The 21,099-nt window shown below is 38.6% G+C and carries 15 protein-coding genes; 7 read left to right on the top strand and 8 right to left on the bottom strand.

Annotated features, from left to right (window positions below; all coding sequences use genetic code 11):
- Positions 1–5: 5 nt before the first annotated feature.
- The 3 genes from BM207_RS19380 (at position 6) to BM207_RS12635 (ending at position 1,444) form a co-directional block, all read left to right on the top strand.
- Positions 6–137: a hypothetical protein gene (locus BM207_RS19380; protein ID WP_262497207.1), complete on the top strand. Its 132-nt coding sequence runs from the start codon at positions 6–8 to the stop codon at positions 135–137.
- A gap of 64 nt (positions 138–201) precedes the next feature.
- Complete coding sequence (locus BM207_RS12640) at positions 202–636, top strand: DUF1801 domain-containing protein (protein WP_090994519.1); 435 nt, start codon at positions 202–204, stop codon at positions 634–636.
- Between the two features lie 55 nt (positions 637–691).
- On the top strand, positions 692–1,444 hold the full coding sequence (locus tag BM207_RS12635; protein WP_177217117.1) for a tetratricopeptide repeat protein: 753 nt from the start codon (positions 692–694) through the stop codon (positions 1,442–1,444).
- On the opposite strand, the gene BM207_RS12630 is transcribed toward BM207_RS12635, so the two are convergent.
- From BM207_RS12630 to BM207_RS12600, 7 genes are all read right to left on the bottom strand, one after another.
- Entirely contained in the window at positions 1,435–2,367 is a 933-nt protein-coding gene (locus BM207_RS12630) for a dihydrodipicolinate synthase family protein (protein ID WP_090994516.1), read from the bottom strand. The two genes, BM207_RS12635 and BM207_RS12630, sit on opposite strands and share 10 nt — an antisense overlap.
- 31 nt (positions 2,368–2,398) lie before the next feature.
- Positions 2,399–3,955, bottom strand: a complete 1,557-nt coding sequence (locus BM207_RS12625; RefSeq protein WP_090994515.1) for a sodium:solute symporter family protein — start codon at positions 3,953–3,955, stop codon at positions 2,399–2,401.
- Between the two features lie 98 nt (positions 3,956–4,053).
- Positions 4,054–7,494: a malectin domain-containing carbohydrate-binding protein gene (locus tag BM207_RS12620; protein WP_090994513.1), complete on the bottom strand. Its 3,441-nt coding sequence runs from the start codon at positions 7,492–7,494 to the stop codon at positions 4,054–4,056.
- Positions 7,491–10,298 (bottom strand): glycoside hydrolase family 95 protein, encoded by a 2,808-nt coding sequence (locus BM207_RS12615; RefSeq protein ID WP_090994512.1) that lies wholly within the window; start codon positions 10,296–10,298, stop codon positions 7,491–7,493. Before BM207_RS12615 ends, BM207_RS12620 begins: the two co-directional genes overlap by 4 nt.
- Entirely contained in the window at positions 10,298–11,863 is a 1,566-nt protein-coding gene (locus BM207_RS12610; RefSeq protein ID WP_090994511.1) for a glycoside hydrolase family 28 protein, read from the bottom strand. Before BM207_RS12610 ends, BM207_RS12615 begins: the two co-directional genes overlap by 1 nt.
- Positions 11,864–11,871: 8 nt before the next feature.
- Positions 11,872–13,410 carry an MGH1-like glycoside hydrolase domain-containing protein gene (locus BM207_RS12605; protein WP_177217116.1) on the bottom strand — a complete coding sequence of 513 codons (1,539 nt, stop codon included), beginning with the start codon at positions 13,408–13,410 and terminating at the stop codon, positions 11,872–11,874.
- Complete coding sequence (locus BM207_RS12600) at positions 13,410–16,166, bottom strand: alpha-d-galacturonidase (protein WP_090994510.1); 2,757 nt, start codon at positions 16,164–16,166, stop codon at positions 13,410–13,412. Before BM207_RS12600 ends, BM207_RS12605 begins: the two co-directional genes overlap by 1 nt.
- Before the next feature lie 453 nt (positions 16,167–16,619).
- Between BM207_RS12600 and BM207_RS12595 the strand changes: the two genes are divergently transcribed.
- The 3 genes from BM207_RS12595 to BM207_RS12585 are packed head-to-tail and all read left to right on the top strand — an operon-like array spanning position 16,620 to position 19,087.
- Entirely contained in the window at positions 16,620–17,384 is a 765-nt protein-coding gene (locus BM207_RS12595; protein ID WP_090994509.1) for an SDR family NAD(P)-dependent oxidoreductase, read from the top strand.
- Between the two features lie 27 nt (positions 17,385–17,411).
- Positions 17,412–18,263: a fumarylacetoacetate hydrolase family protein gene (locus BM207_RS12590; RefSeq protein ID WP_090994508.1), complete on the top strand. Its 852-nt coding sequence runs from the start codon at positions 17,412–17,414 to the stop codon at positions 18,261–18,263.
- A gap of 2 nt (positions 18,264–18,265) precedes the next feature.
- Positions 18,266–19,087, top strand: coding sequence for an amidohydrolase family protein (locus BM207_RS12585; RefSeq protein WP_090994507.1), 822 nt, complete (start codon positions 18,266–18,268; stop codon positions 19,085–19,087).
- 88 nt (positions 19,088–19,175) lie between these two features.
- Here BM207_RS12585 and BM207_RS12580 read toward each other — a convergent pair whose 3' ends face one another.
- Positions 19,176–20,324: an aldose epimerase family protein gene (locus BM207_RS12580; RefSeq protein ID WP_090994506.1), complete on the bottom strand. Its 1,149-nt coding sequence runs from the start codon at positions 20,322–20,324 to the stop codon at positions 19,176–19,178.
- 101 nt (positions 20,325–20,425) lie between these two features.
- Here BM207_RS12580 and BM207_RS12575 point away from each other — a divergent pair, with 101 nt between their 5' ends.
- Positions 20,426–21,097 carry an HAD family hydrolase gene (locus BM207_RS12575; RefSeq protein ID WP_090994505.1) on the top strand — a complete coding sequence of 224 codons (672 nt, stop codon included), beginning with the start codon at positions 20,426–20,428 and terminating at the stop codon, positions 21,095–21,097.
- The last annotated feature ends 2 nt before the right edge of the window (positions 21,098–21,099 follow it).

Raw genomic sequence — 21,099 nt, 5'->3', positions numbered from 1 at the left:
ATACCTTGGAAATACACATTATTAGTATTGTTATCAAAAACGACTCACTTGAACGCATGGAGAAAATGATAGAAATGGGCTTCAAAGAAGGATTTACGGCTACACTAGATTATTTGGAAAATCTATTAGCACAGTAAGAATTGCCTTAGCAATTGTTTGAAATCACTATATTGTACTTAAATTAAAATACTTACTATTGAGATGAAACTACAGGAACAAATTCAAAATTATATCAATAGTCAATCTGAACCGAAGCGTAGCGATATGTTAGCGCTTCACGATAGTATTCTTAAATTATTACCAACAAGCAAATTATGGTTTTTAGATGGCACCGATAGCAACAATAAAGTTGTTTCAAATCCAAGTATTGGATATGGGGCTTATTCCATCCGCTACGCTGATGGAAAAACCAAAGAGTTTTATCAGATCGGTTTAAGTGCAAATACTACTGGAATCTCAATTTATGTTCTTGGGATTGAAGATAAGAATTACTTAGCGGCTACCTTTGGAAAAACGCTTGGCAAGGCAAGTGTAAGCGGATATTGCATTAAATTTAAAACGCTTAAAGATATTAACATAGATATCCTTAAAGCTGCCATAAGCTATGGGGTTCAAAACAGCAATCCAAACAAGTAAAGCGATGCGAAAACTAGTTATGATCGGATGCAATATTATAAGCGTATTCACCCTTATGAATAGTGTAAATGGGCAAGGAAACCCAGTTGCCGACAGCTATTTTATTAAAGCAGCTGATTTTCGGAAAAATATGAAAACAGACAGTGCATTAATTTATTATGAAAAGGCTGCTGTTCAATTTCAAAATCTCGGAAATATTGAAAAATTTGTAGATTCTTACAATCAGATTGGGGTAATACTAACACGGGGCGACGCGTATGAAAAAGCTAAAGTTTATTTGGATAAAGCCTTAGGTGAAGGGTTGAAGTCACTTGATTCTAATAATTTAGCAATTGCTACGACTTATATTAGTCTGGGTGTAATTTATAATGCGCTAGCAAAATACGACCAATCTTTAGTTTATCATTACAAGGCGCTTTCTATTCGACGGCTAAAGCTAGGAGATTACCATACCGATGTGGCAACGAGTTACGGCAACATAGGCAACGTTCACCGAAACAATAAGGAGATTGATAAATCCATAGCGGCTCATCTTGAAGCATTGAAGATAAGGGAGAAGATTTTGGGAGAAACAAGTGCCGAAATTATTGGATCTTACGAAGGCTTAGGCAATGCCTATCGAGAGAAAAAAGAATATGGCACCTCCTTGGGATATTTTGAAAGAGCATTGAAAAACAAACTCATTCAAAGAGGAGAAGGTCACAAGGATCTGATAAAATATTACAAGTATATAAGTGAAGTATATTATTTAATGGGCAACAAATTTAAAGGAGATCAATATAAACAGAAGTCGGAAAATCAAATATAAACCTGGATATTGATATCACTTAGCAAAGCCGTATAATCATCAAACAGTTTTTCAACTTTTTTTACAACTTTGGGTGTAAAAGAACCTACCTCCCTTCTGGTAAAAGTGGAGATATTTAAACCTCTTTTTTGTAAGAAATATTTAGATACTATTGGATAAACATCATGCATCACATCCATGTTATCAATAATAAATTGTTGAACAATACTTATTTCCTCGGCTAAATTTGTATCATTATAATGATCGCATAACCACACAATTAACTCGGGGAAATAATTGCCTTGAATGCAAGATAAACCTGCAGACCCTGCCTTCAGTGAGTCGACAGCATGTACCATATACGCATCATACAAGCCAAATTTATAGCCTTTAGTTAATTTAATCTTTTCTTTAATCTGGCTCAGCTCTAAGCTGGTATCTTTATGGTAAATTACCCTGCCTGTTCGTACAAATTGTTGAAGTTGCTGAGGTTTTAAAACCCTTTTATAAGGCACCGGACATTCATAAAAACCGATAGGGATCTGATCTGTTTGCTTTAGCAACTCAAAAACATTGTTTTCAAAAACATCATCGTTATCATGTTCTTGCGCCAATAAACTACTAATGGCAATAACAGCTTCTACGCCTACCTCATTCACCTTTTTTACGAAATCTGCCTGTTTGGAAATCGCACCTCCAAATGTACCAGTTGCAATTACAGGCACTTCGCCACCCACAACATTAATCACATGTTTGATAGCCTGGATCCGTTCCAGGTCGCTTAACTCGAACATTTCGCTCGACAAACAATTGGCGAATAAACCCGCTGCCCCGGCTTGCAAATAAATTTCTGTAAGCTGTGTTAACGCTTTATAATCGATATTTCCGTTGCTCAAAAAAGGCGTGAGCATGACCGGGATGAACCCTTTTTGGGAGTTTTCCATTCTTTTTAACTCTATAATAAAAATTAGTTATTTAACCCTTTAGTTTCTTCATTTTCGTTATTAATAAACCTGTTAAGAAGATAGTTAAAGTACCAACCACAATAATCATATTCTTGTGGAGTGGATTTCTGAACGTTTCATATGCGGGCGGTAATAAATAAGAAAATGTCATCCAAATAATTACCACAATTCCCACAATTGTTGCTGTAATAGCTTCATGGTTTTTAGTTTGCCTACTAATAATACCCAATAAGAACAATCCCAGCATACCGGCTGCAAAAATACCCGACAATTCCCACCATACATCTAAAATGCTTTTCACTCCGATCATCGCAATACCGGCAATCATTCCTAAGAGGCCAAATGCTATAGTTGCGATATGCAAGAGAGACAAATTTTGCCGCTCGGTTACGTCAGGTTTAATATATCTTTTATAAATATCTACTGAAAAAACAGTGGCCGAGGAATTCATTCCTGAGCTAATGGTACTCATCGCAGCAGATAAAACCGCAGAAATTATCAATCCCACCACCCCTATTGGAATTTTTGTAACCATAAAATGTGGCATAATTTTATCACCGTAGTCGGCAGGACCCAGAGAGTTTTGCAACTTTAAAATTTCTGCGGTCGATGCACCGGAGGGTAAACGTTCAACTGCAACCTGATGTTTAACGGCCAAAACTAAATCGGGGTTAACTTCATAATAAGCGTACAAACAGGAACCGATTATAAAAAACAACAAGGATGCCGGAATGTACAACCATACACAAAGCCAAATGGATTTGGAAGCTGCTTTATTAGAAGAAGCTGTATGATAACGTTGTACATAATTTTGGTCCATACCGAAATTATTAAGATTGATAAAAAAGCCATATAACAGTACTACCCAAAAGGAAGATATGGTTAAATTGGGTGTAAGACTTCCAAGACTAAATTTCTCATCCTTTGCCCCTATTGCCACCACCTTGGCTATTCCTCCATCCATATTGCTAATGATGAGATATAAAATTAAAAGTGCTCCTAGGGTAATAACAACTGCCTGAACTACTTCTGTCCAAATTACCGCCTCAATACCTCCCATTACCGTGTAAATAATGATACATATTCCCATTACGATCATGATCATTTGCATAGAATAGCCCGTTAAAGCCTGGAGACTTAGCGCTATTCCGAAAAATATCGAGCCCATTCTCGCCAACTGGGTTAGCAGGAAACAAACCACCGCATAGGCCCTAGCCCAAGAACCGAAGCGGTTTTCTAAATGAGTATAAGCAGAGATCTCTCCGGTGTTTCGGTAAAATGGAACGAAATATTTAGCTGCGATCCAAGCGGCTAAGGGCATGGAAATACTGAACACAAACGCATTCCAGTTACCTCCGAATGCTTTTCCTGGCACTCCTATAAATGTATTGCTACTTAAAAAGGTGGCATAAATAGACATACCTATTGCCCATCCGGGGATGAGTCCGGCTGCTTTGGTAAACTGCTCAGAGCTTTTATTTTTTCTGGAAAAATACACGCCAACCAAAATCATTCCCATCAGGTAAATGACTATAATCGCAAGATCAAGAATTGGAAGACCCTTCATTTTTGGTTGCTCGTTTATAATTGGATTAAACAAATATCAATGCAGAATATATAATATTAATATTAGATTTTGCCTAGGTATTGTAGTATATTATCTTATTACTGAACATCCAATGCATCAATAAATAAGCCCTTAGCATTGATAGCTGTTAACCTAACTTTATAGGTTCCGGCATTGATCATGGAGCCAGAGTTAGTCGAAAAATAATTCCACTTTCCTTCTTTGGTTGGTGTTAAAACAACTTCCTCAGTTTTCATCAGCGTTCCATCTGCGCTTAAAAGTTCCAGCGTTGCTTGTAAGTTATCTTGAAAGGGGTTATGAAATTTTAACGTTAAAGAGTAAGTATCTGCTACGCCCACCGTAACAGACCATTCCAGCACATCTCCTGTTTGCTCTTTAAAGACAACTCTCTGTCTGCCCATCAAATCCTCCTTGACGATATGCTTTCCCTTCAAAGCCGCATCCGTAGCCTTATAAGTGGTTACAGCTTTTAAATCATAAGCCGGCTCGAGCTGTGTGGGCGCCAACACTGCAACAGCAGCCACGTTATTAGGCAATACCACATTTTGGTCCTTTTCAAAGCGCTTACGCAATACGGAAAATTCTTCGTTTAGGCTATTCTTAATAGTGGTTTTAGTGTCTTCAAAACCTTGTGGAATTTCCTTGTGATATCGCCTGCTAACACCGATAAATACATCCGTTAAATCGGTTACTTTAAAATTAATGCCCGCATTGCTTTCTAACGAAGTCTGGATCCATTCGGCACCATACAAATTTGATGGGAGAGCGGTAAACTGAATATCGCTCTGCTGGTATTGAAGGTTTCCCACATCCAACCATGTCGAAGCTTTAAGGACTTTACTTTCTATTAAGGACTTACTTTCTAATGCGGGTTTGAGGTGTTTGTTTAAACTGGCAATTGCAATGGCAGAAATTACTGCTTGGCCAACTTTAACTTCTGGGAAGGAAATAGTCAACAAACCACCTTTAACTGTTGTTTTAATGAGTTTCTTTAACAAAGCATCATGACCAACTTCTTTCCAAATATCCACATCGTTCAACACCAATTTATCGTTAATAGCCACATCAAATAAGCGCATCCCTGTTGCATCCATCCCGCCACCCGTTCCCAGCCATGGTTCGATAAAGTAAAGCTCCACTAGATAGTCTCCATCTTTTAATGGGAAATGATATTTCAATTGCTGTCGGCCATATCTAAAGCTTTGAAAAAGTGGCCAATCTGTTGTGCCTTTAATCGGGTCAAACGTTCGGCGCTGACTAGCAAAAAATGATGGTACCCCTGGGAAATTTTTCGTCCACGAAGTTGAGCCAAAACGATCTTTTCCAGAAAGTTGCTTATCGGCCAACCATTTATGACCGCTCTTATCTGTATATGCTGGTCCGCCACAATTTACTCGATATAAATAATGATAGCCTTCTTTTGTTGCTGAACTAACGTTGCCTTGATACAATTTATTGAATTGAGGGGCTTGTGGCAGATTATTTAACACAATTTCATCCTTTGCTACCGGCTTACCATTTACATACCCAACTGCATATAATACATTATATTGAATGTTGGGTTTATTCCATTGAAAGTGCGTACCGATAGCATCTCGGCTTCTTTTTCCAAGCGATTGACCGTTGACATCATTGAAAAGTTCAACTTCATCACAATTTGAATAAACTACAATGCTATCTTTAATTCCTGGCTTGTTCCACCTCATTGGCCAGGTATGCGATACGATATACACCATGGGTTGTGTTTGTTTTGGTGCATAATTAGCCCTAAACATATAAAATACATCGGTTGGTTCTTCCCATGGGGTAAACATTCCTTTATAGTTAACCGGCCCAATTCTGTCTAAATCCCGTAAACCCTCACCCCCCTGAACCCTGCCCGGGTTATCATGTGAGCTATATAACCAAAAATAATGTCCGGCAACTTTATCTTTAACAGATTCTGCTAAACGAACTTTTGTTTCCATTAAACTGGTCATATGATTCTCTGTATAGCCTTTGCCCAGCGAATCAACTTCATGCAAATCAAGCGTACGCCATGCACCATATTCCCCTACCAAAACCTGTCTCTGCAGATCTTCTGCGTAAGTGAACGGATTACCACCATAGGTTCCCGTCCAGTTCTGTGGCACATCCCAATCGGTACCCTTCCCGCCGTTACACGTAGTTACTTTGCGCTGGGAGGAAGCAGTTGGATCGAGCTGACGAATTAATTCAGTACATTCTTTTGCAAAGTCTTCCGGCAAGGTGCTTTCGTTTTCCAAACCCCATAGCACAACCGAGGGACTATTTCTACGTTCTATTACCCATTCAGTTAACAATGCCTTAAAATTCTTTCTGAATTGGGGAGTATCATACCAGATATGTGCGGCCATTTGCGTCCAACTTAAAATACCTAACTGATCCCAATAGGTTTGATATAATAAATTATGTGGCTGATGAGCGTCTCTAAAGGAATTGAAGCCAGCAGCTTTAATTTGCATCACCCTCGATTTGATCTGCTCCTTACTAAATGCATGACTCTGCCCCAATAAGTGCTCATATTCTGCAATGCCATTGATAAAAACCGGCTTACCATTTAACAAAAATTGTTTGCTGTTTTTCGTATCCCCAATGGGCCAGCTAATCCACCGAATCCCGTATGGCGTAATAATTTGGTCTTTGAGCACCTCATTTACCCATAAGGAAGTTTTAATCTTGTAAAGGTATGGGTTATCAACCGACCATAATGTCACATTTTTTAGCGCTCCGGTAACCTGCTCTACTTTTACTTCTTTACCAGGTAAAACTTTGGCTACCTCTTTCACAGTTTTGATGACTTTTCCACTTTGATCGAGCACTTGGTTTACAACCGTTACACTTTTGGCAGTTGTTGTATAGTTTTTGATTCTCGAACTAAGATTTAACTCGGCCGACTTTTTAGTAACTTGATCGTTATTCCAAATGTGAATACCAAATGGCTCAATTTTTACGTCGTTAGTAACCAAGAGATGCACCGGTCTGAAAATACCCATTGGCTGAGACCCTTCAGAAAAACCCCGTTCAGTTGAGCAACCTCCATCAACCCAGGGTAAATCTTGAATATTTGCCGGATGATCTGCTTTAACAGCTAATTCGTTTTGTTGGTTATTTAACTTGATAGCGGAAGTTATGTCAATTGTAAAAGTTGTTCGCCCTCCTGCATGGTAGCCTACTTTTTTATTATTTAACCAAATAGTAGCATAAGAACTTACCCCTTCAAAATATAAAAAAAAGCGTTTACCTGTTTTTAGTTCGTTTGTTTTAAATGTTTTACGGTACCAGGCATAACCATGTCTATTGCCATGCAATTTACGCTGATACCCTTCATATTGATCCCAATTATGCGGGACATTTACCTTTTCCCAAGGTCCCTTGTCGTCTGCTCTACTTAACCAATTATTGTTTAAGGAAATGTTCTTTCTTACCTCCTGAGCAAAAAGTGCGGGGCAAAGAAGAACTAGGAGAACCGCAAAATTCAGGACAATCAGCTTTTTCATATGATCTTTAGATCTCCATTTAACTCATACTTTTCTCCAGCTTTAGTTTCCAGGTTAAGCGTTAAATCCTTATACCTTAATTTACAACTGCCCCCAACTTTTGATTTTAGCTCCAATCCTATTAATTTACCGCCTTCCCATTTAATGTTGAATTCAAATCCACCTCTGGCCTGAATGCCTTTAACCTGCCCAAGCGGAATAGCAGACGGTAAAGCAGGTAAAAGCTCAATAAAGCTGTCGTGACTTTGAATAATTAGTTCAGCAATTCCTGCTGCTGAGCCAAAATTTCCATCAATCTGAAACGGTGGGTGCGCGTCGAATAAGTTAACATAAGAACCAGAACTACCATTAATTGCGGGTTTTAGCAACATCTTAATCATCTTCATCGCATGGTCGCCATCTTTAAACCTTGCCCAAAAATTAATTTTCCATGCTAAGCTCCAGCCGGTCGCTTCATCGCCCCGATATAACAAAGATTGCCTCGCCGCACTCATCATTTTAGGCTGTGTATTCCAGGTAATATCGTTACCAGGATAAACTCCCCATAAATGCGATACGTGCCTGTGTTTATTGGTAGTATCATCTACATCTGTTAACCATTCTTGCAACTGTCCGTGTTTACCAATTTGATTTGGTGCAAGTTGCTCTATTTTTTTCTGCCAGGTTCTTCTTAAAGCTTCATCAGTTCCTAGAATTTGGGAAGCAGCGATACAACTTTTATATAAACTTCTGATAATTTGGTGATCCATAGTCGGACCAGCAACTAAGCCTCCATTTTCGGGAGAATTACTCGGCGTACTGATCAACCAGCCCGTTTTTGGATCTTGAATTAAGAAGTCGTCAAAAAATAACGCTGCTTGCTTCATCAGTGGATAACCATCTTTTGCTAAAAACTGCTGATCTTTTGTAAATTGGTAATGTTCCCATAAGTGATGGCTCAACCAAGCAGCGCCTGCAACCCAGATACCATGATTTGATGCATTTATTGGTGCCGTACCATTCCATAAATCTGTGTTATGATGTAAAACCCACCCATTGGCATTGTAATAATTTTTAGCGGTTACCGAGCCTTTTGTAGCTAATTGTTTAATTTTAGCGAAAAGTGGTTCGTTTAAGTCGGACAGATTAAGTATCTCAGTAGGCCAATAATTCATCTCTAAATTAATATTGGTTGTATACTTGCTTCCCCAAGGGGGACTAAGGAGATCGTTCCAAATGCCTTGCAGATTTGCAGGTTGTGTGCCTGGTCGAGAACTGGAAATTAAAAGATAACGTCCGTATTGCATATATAACGCAGCAAAAGCAGCGTCATCTGCTTTGGCGAATTGCTCAATCCGCTCATTAGTAGGCAGACTTTCATTTACTGATTTTCCAAAGTCGACTGTAAAGGCATTATAGTAACGCTGGTAATCAGCTACGTGATCTTCTTTAATAGCAGTGTATGTCTTGGTTTTTAAACTATTCACAGCTTTATTAAGGGTATTCTTAGCATCTCCAGAAACATCATCAGCATTTACAAAGTTGGTTGCTGCAATCAAATACAAGGTTACCTCATCAGCATTCCTAATGCTTATTTTATTGTCCGCTGTTCGGGTATTCCCATTTTTAACAACGGCTATCAATCGAGCTTCGCCGCCAAGCGCACCATGTTTTACTTTTACATTTAAAGCAATAGTTCGATTGTCTATAACCTGAGTTTTTGCACTTAAATGCGGACTACTTAATTCTGCATCGAAACTTATTGCGCTATGCTGATTTGCTGAGAGTTTCACTACTATGGCATTATTTGGTGCGCTTGCAAAATATTCTCGTTGGTAATTTATGCCATTAAGGGTATAGGTGGTAGTAGAGATGGCTGTATTTAAGTCGAGTGATCTTTTATAATCCTTAAATTGAGTACGATGGTCTTTAAAATAAAGTTTCAAATCGCCGAAAGGTTGATAGCTTTCCTGATATTGCGCTGTAGCGGGGGGTTCATTGTTCTGGATATGATATTTCCAGTCTTTTACTAAGGAAATTCCCTGCTCAATTGTTCCTCCAACCGGATAAATGCCAATGTTTCTACGAGTGTCTTTATATCCTGCTATCCCACCTTTATCAAAATAATTGAGTACTTGGATAGCCAGGGTATTTTTGCCAACCTTTAGGTCTTTTGCCGAAATGTTATATCTACGGGAATTCAGATTATCTGTATTACCAACTAACTTACCATTCACGTAGGTGAAATCTTCATCTCTTATCCGATTTAAATCTAACACCAAGTCTTTTCCTTTCCATTCCAAAGGCAATTCAAAGGTGGTTCGAAACCAGACTGCACCATCTAAATTTGCTAAACCAACTGTTTCCCACCCTTCATACGAAGGCACAGGGATTATTTTCCAGCTTCTATCATCAAAATCGGGCATAGCAGGTTTGTTTGCGCTTGCCATTTCTGCAGTCCATTTTTTACGATCTCCCTCCTCGCTTTTTAGTCCCATGAATTTTTCTTGGGCTAAAGCTTCTGCTTCTTGCTGTTTACCCTCGTTTAGCAGCTTTCTGATCTCTGCTAAATAATTTGAGGCACCTGGGTTGTTGTAGTTCCTAGGTTTACCTGTCCAAAGCGTTTCTTCATTAAATTGGATACGATCTGTTGCTACTCCAGCAAACACCATAGCGCCCAACCTGCCGTTGCCAATAGGGAGTGCATCTGTCCAGATTTTAGCGGGTTCTTTATACCATAAAACTTGATTGCCTTGTGCAAAGGCATGTGCATTCGCCAAAGAAACAATCGCTATAATTGAAATTTTAAGTGATTTGATAAACATTATTGTGCTATTTTGATAAGCTGCTCTGGTACGTCAGCTTCAAGTTTCACTGGATTTTTGACGTTCCTGAAATTATTTATTCCTAAGGCAATATTTTTAGTTTTTGATCCACTTACCTGGAGGTAATTTGATTCGCTTTGAACTGGAAAGGCGTTATAAATAAAAGCATCAGTCACATTTTTCAGATTAATGGTCGGGGCATTTGGTAGCGGTGTAAATGTTTTTATGCCATCTAATACAAGGTAGTCGACATTTGTAGCTTTAATTGCTGCACCAATTTGGGTATTTACCGTAACATTGTGTAGCGCTATGTTTTTCGCATTGATTATGTCAAAGCCTGTCTTTGCATCTAAGTTGATATTGTTGAAAGTAATATTTTCTATTGGCATCTCTTCTAAACCATTTATATAAACCGCTTGGTTGGTCTGCCCTGTCATATTGCTAAAATGGATATTTCTAAAACGAGGTGTACGTTCAGAAACTGGCTCCGGATTAGTTTTAGCATACTGCATATCCAACACAATTGCTTGATCGCGAATATTCTTCATAATGATATTATTTACCCTGATCTCTTCAACAATCCCACCTCTACCTCTAGCCGTTTTAAGTCGGATGCCTCGGTCTGTTCCGTCGAAAACACAATTGGAAATGGTAATTTTTCGAACATCCCCACTCATTTCACTTCCGATTACGACACCACCATGCCCGGACAGCATGGTGCAATTTGTGATGGTATAGTTTTCGGCAGCAACGGCTGTCCTTCTGCCCGGACCGTCTTTACCGGATTTAATGGTGATACAATCGTCGCCTACACTAATATAGCAATCTGAGATTCTTACATTTTTACATGATTCAGGATTAATGCCATCTGTATTTGGCGAATGTGGATTGGTAATGGTTACTGCATGAATGGTTACATTTTCGCAGAACTCGGGGTTAACCGTCCAAAATGGCGAATTGCGTATGGTTATACCTTGTATCAATAAATTATTACAGTACATGGTTTGAATGAAGGGCGGGCGTAAAAACCCTCGTTTCATCTGTTTAGGGTCGTCAGGTAAAAGAATATCCTTATTTAATTCGTCAAAAGTATGCTGCCATTTTGAGCGAGGCTGACCTTCTTTATAACCCTCTACGAAATCCCACCATTTCTTACCGTGACCATCGATAATGCCTCTTCCAATGATCGCTATATTTTCTGCCTTATAAGCATAAAATAGCGGCGAAAAACTGGTTACGTCCACGCCTTCGTATCTACTTTTAACCATTGGTAAATAATGATCAAAATTATCACTAAAATGAAGTTCTGCACCTGCATCAATGAAAATGGTGATATTGCTCTTTAAATGGATCGGACCAGTTAAATACTTTCCGGCAGGGAAATAAATAGTGCCCCCGCCTTTTTTTGAAGCCGCATCGATGGCATTTTTAATGGCAAATGTTGCTAATCTACTACTATCATTTTTTGCACCGTAGTTAAGCACATTGTAATATGATTGTGCACTTAGGTTAAAACTGTAGCCCACTATTAAAGTGAAAATTAGCGTTCTTATCTTATGTTTCATGTTAATCTCTATTTCATATCAACCGTTATCGCTTTCAGCATTTTTCCCTTATAAACCTGTTTACCATTTACGCTAACCTGAAAACCTTTTCCTTGGTTATACTTTTTCCCTGTTTTATCCCAAACGATAATAATTGTCTTCCCATGATAGGAGACATTGGATAGTTTAAACCAGTCCCATTCTCCCTTTGGAATTAGCGGGTTGATTTCTAAAATATTATCAATCCTCGGTTTTATGCCTATTAAATCATTAATTATCAAATCATTAAAAGTAGAATGATTATAAAAACTACTCCTTGGATGATCGCCCTTAAGCCATTCGCCCGTTTTCTCGTCCTGGTATTCGCCTATATATGGTTTGCCATTTTTGGTGTGTGATGATGCATATTTATGTAATTCCTTATAAAACACTCCAGCATTCATTTTACCGTGGTTTTTGTAGTTGGTTAAAAGATTTGCAAGCGCCTTTAATGTTTGTGAAGTGGCAAAAGGCCATAAAGCTCCATCCCATTCGCAGCCATGTCCTGAACCCCGGGTTCTAAACGTCGGCTCTCTACGCTCGGCTGTTGTTAAACCCCAGGGTGCGTTAAATCCACCAGTATCTAGTAACTGATCCCAAGCTTTCGCATATTCGCGTTTATCAACTGGCAAATTAAAATCCCAGGGAATGAAGCCAATTGCTTCACGCGCATGGGAAAGATCTCCCTTAGGATGCTTAGTCTTAAAAAAGAAAGCTGAAGTATCCCACAAACTATCTAACACCAGCTTCCTGATAGATAAAGCTTTAACTCGATATTTGTCGCTGAGTACTTCATTATTGGAAAGACCAGCGATTTTATTTAATGCATTTGCATTTGCATACATATAGCTGTTGATGGTTGGGCGTCTATTTTCGTCTTTTCTCGAACCACTTACCGATTCTTCCATTCCGTCTTTCACATCGTGCTGCCAGAATAAACCACTCTTAAGTTGCCTTTCCCTCTCCCATTTTTCATAATCGGCATCTAATGCTGGTAAAATTTCTTTTAGAAAAGCTTGATCAGGTTTCACTAAATGATTTTGATACACGGCGTCGTCAATCCAACTGCTGAATTGGTGGAAGCGCGGTTTTGTCTCACCCACATCTGCATTGTATAACCAAAATTTAACATAATCTTGTATATAGCTGTTATTCTTTAACCATCTTCCCTCATAAAGATGGTGACCCAAGGCGCAGCTTATGGCATTAAATTTCCCGGCGTGTTTTACTGGTTCTATAAACTCCGTAAAAATAAAACCATGTGGGGTTTTTACCAGATGCTTTCGAAAGGTCCACCATCGGTAATAATAATTTTGCTCTATCACTGGATCGGGACACTCTAATAAAGGAATATTTTCGGAGAGCCACTGGTAAGCTTTCCCATTTGGGATGTAATTTTTCACCGCCTCGGTATCAATGCTATTAAAATAGCTTACATACTTACCTAACTTATCATTTTTATCCTGAGCGAAACCTGTAAAAGCTAAATTAGTTAGTAGCAGGGTTGTTATTATTAGTCTTCTTACCATTATTCAAATAACCAATCTATATCTCTTCCACGACCATCGAGGCCGGCGTTAAAAATTCTTAATTCTTCCTTATCGTCAATAAAACCTAAAACCAAACATTGCCCTTTTCCTAAGTTAAGCGTATGTGTACCCACTCCAAATGAAAAAGTATGAACATTGATAGGTGGAAAACCCTCTACGATTATCGCATTGGAGATCTTAATTTCAGCTTGTCCGTAGTTATTGGCACTAGCATCGGTTTCTAACTGGGGCGCTGGTAGGTACTTTGGATTTTTTTCATTGAAATACCCTATTAATAGCTTTACGGGTTTTTTAGCCGAGAAAGTAATTTCGGTACCCACCTTATTTTGCGACAATATACCAAAGGATATAGCTTGTAAACCGATTAACTTCTCTGTAATTTCTTTAATTTTTACTGTGGTATCGGTAAAAACTTTGGCTGATTTAGCGAGATTGTAAAGCGTATGGGAAGCATTCAATTCAACTTCTGCATTCTTAAAGGGTACAATTTGCGTTGCTGATCCTGCTTTAGTATGTTTTAAAGAGTCAATACTCTTTTTGAAGTGATTAAGCTCTGCCGTATACACAGGCAACATTTCCTTCCAGGTAATAAAAGTTTTATCAACTCCCCTCATCGGGATCTTGCGTTGTTTAGTCTGCATGCTATTAGCATATAGATAATCATTTTCTGTTAGTTTAACCAATTCTGCGTAATGGCTTAAACTTTTTTCCAGAAAAGGTAATGCCGCTTCTAAATCGCTTAGCTCATTAGAATATTTATATCGTAAGATGTGTAAGGCAGCCCTAACTTTTTCCGCATATGCATTAGCCATGGCATTATAACAGTACATATCATTCTTTAAGCGTGCAAATTCTTCTTGGTTCTTGGTTACACCTTTGGATGCCGAATGAATAGCCGCCAATGCCTTTTTTCCATGTTCGACCACTTCATTAGCTACTTGCACAGGAGTTTCGCCAATATGCGGCTGTTTGTTCCATTCTTTTTCCGCATATTCAATAATCATTTCCCCTTCCGGAGCTTCAGACTCGTACATTAAAGTAAATAAACCATAACGAAATGGATTAATCAACTGGGTCATTAACATGCCAAGCGTCATAGTTTGGCGATTCCCATCGGTTATGCCATATCGCCTGAGCAATTTTGGTGAAATTTCGCCAGATTCTTCATATGCCTTTAGTATAGCTTTCCCACCAGCTAAATTAGCACCATAGGTAGCTGCCAGCTGTTTACCCCAATAATCAATCTCTGCCGCTCTATCTCTATCAGCATTCCATGCATAACGTCCCCATGTTTTATACCAAATCCAATCGCGATCTACTTCTAATTGCCTGCCCTTTACATTATCTGCTGAATAAGGCCAATCCCAATAAGAGGCTTGCGGATATAGATGTAAGCCATTTGAACCGTATATTTTATGCATTGCCTGAACAGATTTCTGAATAAAATCTGCTGATCCATAGCGAAAAGGCTCCAGGTTTGCCAATATATGCACATTGGAAATGTGAACGGTACCAATTGCACTTAAGTTGCGGTGTAGTTGAGCCCAACTTCCTCTCGGCTCATAGGTAGTGAGTGCTTCTCCATTGAATTTTGCCTCTGTATACAAATTTTTATAGATTGGTAGTGCGGCTTTCATCACCATAGCCGCATCAGTATCATGCGCCCTTAACACAATTGGCGGTTCCGTTTTAATTCCTGCAGCGCTTAACCCATCTTTAACCCCCGGTATAATCGTTTTGGTAAACCAATCAACATCATCTTGTCCTACCCCCTCCATCGCTTCTCCTAAAGCCACCATTAACCCTACGTTAGGATATTTTCTCACAAACTCTGCAATAGACTTCTGCGTGTAATCCGCAATTAACGGAATAATAGGCCTATTCCGGTCTTGTGTTTTTAGGTCGTGCTTTTCAGCAAAAGGCTTGGGAATAATGATATTATAAAACATCTGAATTACCCATATTCCTCGCTTATCAGCTTCCTTTGTTAAAAATCTAAAAATATCTTCGTTCTTTTTAAAGGTTGCTTCATCAACTTCGACAGCATAGGGGTAATCTTTTAATTTGATCAATGATGAAAAAGGATGCCCATTCCATAAATAAAGGGAGTTATAGCGGTTGGCAACCATCATGTCTAAATATTTTATCCATAATGCCTTGTCATAAAACCAAGGGAAACTTTCAGGCGTATAAGGGTATTCATATACATCTCTGCCAGGTAAATAATCGGGTTTCTGCAATCCAATACACGTTCCCCTCAACACCATCTGCGGACGATCTGTCAGACTAAGTCGACTAGGGATTTTAGAATCGGCTGCAAGTCTATCCAACATCTCCATACAGCCATATAGTGTTCCGGAAGCATCGGCACCAACAATGTAGAGTGTTCCATCCTTTGTTGTCGACAAGGTAAACCCTTCCTTACCTGCACTATTAACTTTATCCTTAATTTCTTGCGGAATCAATTTGCCCAACACAACATCGTCTACCACACTAATAACGATAGCTTTATTTAGCGGTTTGATTTTTTCATTATAACTAACTCCCGTTAGCTTTATATCGTAACCAAGCCGCATTAATTCTTTCACTAATTTCTCGGCGCCATAGCCAATTCTAGGGTGAACACTTATTTGTGTCGAAATAAAAACAGTATAGGTTTCATTACGCTTACCAGCACCATTTACAATAATAGGTGCGCAAAATAATAGGGAAATAAAAATTAGTAAATTTCTCATTCAATTTGTTTTCAGGAAATAGCCTAAAATCAAAAAGGCATATTTGGTTAATCAATTTCAAATTTAACTACAGAGCGCTAGCTATTGCTATAATATATCTACCAATTAATGTAGCATATTAGCCTAAACGTAAACATACTAAATAATTCACCAATAAATAATATATTTACCAATAAAGTTACAGCAATGATTAAACAATCAAAAAAACTTATTTATTTTGTTGGTTATGCTTTTTAAATTCATTTCGATTGTCTTAAATGGAGCATAGGAATTAAAATTAGTCAGTGCTATGCCAAGATAGCACATTAATTAGGTAATAAAATAGAATGAACGGCATAGGAGAACCGTTTTATTTGTAATAGAATAATTTTCTACTCAGTATAAAAATAGAATAAATGCAAGCAAAATCATATCTTTCGAAGGATATTGCTGCTTAAACAAAAAAATTAATGTATGTTTTCATTACAAAATAAAAAAGCGGTCGTTACGGGTGGGGGTAGCGGAATTGGAAAGGCAATTGCACTTGCATTGACAAAACAGGGCGCTGAAGTTCATATAATAGAACTCAATATGGAGCAGGCGGCGTCAACTTTGGTAGAAATTGGAAATGGCGGGGGCAAAGCCTTTAGTTATGCTTGTGACGTATCAGATCACCAACAGGTTATCGATACCTTCAGTCGAATTGGAAGCATTAACATCTTGGTTAACAATGCCGGAATTGCACATGTTGGAAAAGTTGATACCACTTCAGAAAATGATTTCGATCGTATCATGAACGTAAATGTTAAAGGGGTTTATAATTGCCTTTATGCTGCTATTCCACAGCTTCGATTATCGGGCGGCGGTGTTATTGTTAACATGGCGTCGATTGCCTCTTTGGTTGGTTTACCTGACCGATTTGCCTATAGTGCCGCAAAAGGTGCGGTTAAAGCCATGACGATGAGTGTTGCTAAAGATTACCTCAATGAAAACATTCGATGTAATTCTATTTCTCCGGCAAGGGTCCATACCCCTTTTGTCGACGGTTTTTTAGCAAAGAATTATCCAGATAACATTCCAGAAATGTTCGAAAAGCTCTCGAAAAGCCAACCCATTGGTCGCATGGGCAAACCTGAAGAGATTGGTGCTTTAGCGCTTTTCTTGTGTAGTGATGAAGCTTCCTTTATTACCGGATGCGACTACCCCATCGATGGAGGATTTACTACCCTTAATACTTAAAACATAACCTTTAAAATCAGCATAAAAATGAAATTAATAAGATTTGGTGACGCAGGAAAAGAAAAGCCAGGGGTAATTATCAACGAGGAATACTTTGACGTATCTGCATTGGTTACCGATTATAACGAAGAGTTTTTTGCAGGAGATGGCATTGATCAATTAAAAAAAGCGATCAATACTTCAGAACTTATTAAAGTTGACAAAGGTACTCGTCTCGGTCCCGCCCTTGCACGCCCTTCAAAACTAATTTGCATTGGCTTAAATTACAAAGACCACGCGGCAGAAACTAATGCTCCCATACCAGCAGAGCCAATTGTATTTTTCAAAGCTACTTCAGCCATAGTTGGCCCGAATGATGCGGTAGAAATTCCAAAAAACAGCAAGAAAACAGACTGGGAAGTAGAGCTGGCTATCGTAATCGGTAAAAAAGCAAAGTATATTTCAGAGGCTCATGCCTTTGATCATATCGCAGGTTATGTTTTACACAATGATTATAGTGAGCGCGAATTTCAACTGGAACGTAATGGACAATGGGTAAAAGGAAAAAGTGCCGATACATTTGCCCCAATAGGCCCTTTTGTTGCTACACCAGATGAAATTGAGGATGTTCATAATTTACGTTTATGGCTTACTGTAAATGGGAAAATGCTTCAAGATGGAAATACCTCCAATTTGATTTTTAATGTTCCTTTCGTAGTTTCCTATTTAAGTCAGTTTATGACACTTTTACCAGGAGATGTGATTACTACCGGAACACCCGCGGGTGTGGGGCTCGGACAAAAGCCAGAACCATGGTATTTAAAAGCTGGAGATGTGGTTGAATTAGGAATAGACGGTTTAGGAACAAGTAAACAAATAATTACTGCATATAACGGCTAGTTATGATCGACACTCATGTACATTTCTGGAACTTTGACCCCATTAGAGATAATTGGATTACGCCAGACATGGAGGTTATCCGTCGCAATTTCTTACCTGTTAATTTCAAAAAAGCCATTGAGTCAAGTCCTATTACCGGCTGTATTGCTGTTCAAGCAGATCAATCAGAAGACGAAAACCATTTCCTCCTTTCATTAGCGAAAGAACATCCAGTCATCAATGGCATTGTGGGCTGGATCGATTTATTAAATCCCGATTTGGAAGAGCGTTTAGCTTATTGGCAGAATTTTAAACTTATTAAAGGTTGGCGGCATGTTTTGCAAGCAGAAAACGAGCAATTCATTCTCCACCCTGCTTTAGCTAAAGGTATTCAAGCACTTAGCAGGTATAATTATACTTACGATTTGCTTTGTGTTCACTCCCAATTACCAGCAATTCTTAAACTTGTTGAGCGGTTACCAGGTCAGCCTTTGGTTTTAGATCATTGCGGAAAACCAGATGCCAAAACCGGAAATTTAAAACAATGGAGCGAGCATATCGCAGAGTTGGCGCAGCATGAAAACGTATATTGTAAAGTTTCTGGTTTATTTACCGAAGCGGATTGGATTCACTGGAAAGAAGCTGATATTTTCAACTGTTTTGATGTTGTCTTTAAGCACTTTGGAACCCAAAGAATAATGTATGGGAGCGATTGGCCTGTTGTTTTATTGAGCAGACCTTATGGAGATTGGTTCAACTTAGTTCAAAAATACTGCGCTCAATTTAGTAAAGCAGAACGGCGAATGATTTTTTACGACAATGCTAGTGCGTTTTATAAATTGTAGTTTGCTGCGTAGCAGTTAGTCGTTAATAGTTAGACATGATGCTTAGGGCACCTTGTCAAACTACTAACGATTATATACTAACTACTTATTATTTATTTAAAAATTTATACGTTGTACTTGTTGTATAGGTTTCTCCTGGTTTCAGTACAGTTGAAGCAAAATTAGGCTGATTAGGAGCATCAGGGAAATGCTGTGTTTCTAGGCAAAATGCAGATCGATGAGGATATGACTTGCCACCTTTACCGTCTTTGTCAATTCCTGTCATAAAATTCCCACAATAAAACTGCAAGCCAGGTTCAGTTGTATAAACCTCCATTGTGATCCCAGTAACAGGGCTTTTAACAGTCGCAACCGGCGTCTTTCCATTGTTTTCAACTAGCGCAAAATTATGGTCATATCCTTTTCCAAATTTCAACTGTTCATCTGCCTGCTCAATGTCCCTTCCAATTGCTTTGGCAACGTTAAAATCAAATGCGGTTCCTTTTACGGGTGCGATTTTACCAGTTGGAATAAGTGTTGAATCTACTGGCGTATATGCATCTGCTGCGATCATTAACTCATGATCCAAAATAGTTCCACTCCCCTCTCCGCTTAAATTAAAATAGGTATGATTGGTTAAATTCACAACGGTAGTTTTATCGGTTGTCGCCGTATAATCAATTTGAAGCCCATTGTCGTCAGTTAAAGTATAGACCACTTTAACATTTAATGTTCCCGGATAACCAGCTTCGCCATCTTTAGAGACGTAGCTTAGTTCCAATTTTTGTCCATCTTGTTTCGCATCCCAGACTTTACTAAAAAACCCATCATTTCCTCCATGCAATGTATTCGGACCATTGTTTAGCTGGAGTTGATATTGTTTTCCTTCTAAAGTAAACCGACCTTTCCCAATCCTGTTTCCATATCTCCCTATTAAAGCCCCAAAAAAAGGTTCTCCTTCTTTTTGATAAGATTTCACGCTATCGTAACCTAGCGCAACATCCACCATCTTATTATCTTTATCCGGAACCAGAATAGAAACTACACGCCCCCCGTAATTGGTAATCGAAACAGAAGCACCGTTCTTGTTCTTTAAAGTATACAGTTGAACTTCCTTACCATCGATAGAAGCAATATATGGCGAATCGTCTTTGCCCTCGTCATTGTTGGATGTTGAGGAATTGGAATTGCAAGCAGTAAAAGCTACCGCTAAACAGATTGCAGGAAATAAAATAGATTTAAAAATTTGTGATTTCATAAATTTATATTGGTTAAGGTAAAGGCTAATGTAAGAAAAATAAATTAACGTTATCATAACGATTATATTTTCAATCCAAAAAAATCTTCTAATTTAGCGAGATGCAAGAGATCATTTTTAAGCCTAAGGCTTTTCTTTTTGATTTGAACGGAACCATGATCAATGATATGAGCTATCATGCCGATGCGTGGTATGCCATTATTACGAAAAGACTTGGTTTAGCTATTTCCTATGAAGCCGTAAAAAACGAAATGTACGGCAAAAACGAGGAGCTTCTAATCCGCATTTTTGGAGTTGATTATTTTACCTCAGCAGAGGTGGAAGCTATTTCGATGGCTAAAGAAAAAAGTTATCAGGAAGCTTATGCGGCTGATTTAAAATTAATTGATGGTTTAGACGATTTTTTGGCCACAGCTAAAACGACAGGCATTAAAATGGCCATCGGTTCTGCAGCTATCCCCTTTAATATCGACTTTGTACTTGACGGACTTAATGCCAGGCAGTATTTTGACGGGATTGTAAGTGCCAATGACGTGAAGTTAAGCAAACCAGATCCAGAGACTTTTTTAAATGCAGCTGCAGTTTTGGGAATTGAGCCGCAACACTGCCTTGTATTTGAAGATGTTCCTAAAGGCGTTGAATCGGCCGATCGCGCTGGCATGAAGTGTTTCGTAGTGACAACCACACATCGCAAGGAAGAATTTAAGTCCTTTCCTAACATTTTGGGATTTATTAAGGATTATAATGACCCTATTTTAACCAATTTATTTTAGGT

It is taken from the genome of Pedobacter insulae, from assembly GCF_900113525.1.
In the GTDB taxonomy this organism is placed as follows: domain Bacteria; phylum Bacteroidota; class Bacteroidia; order Sphingobacteriales; family Sphingobacteriaceae; genus Pedobacter; species Pedobacter insulae.
This window is presented reverse-complemented; position numbering and strand designations above follow the sequence as displayed.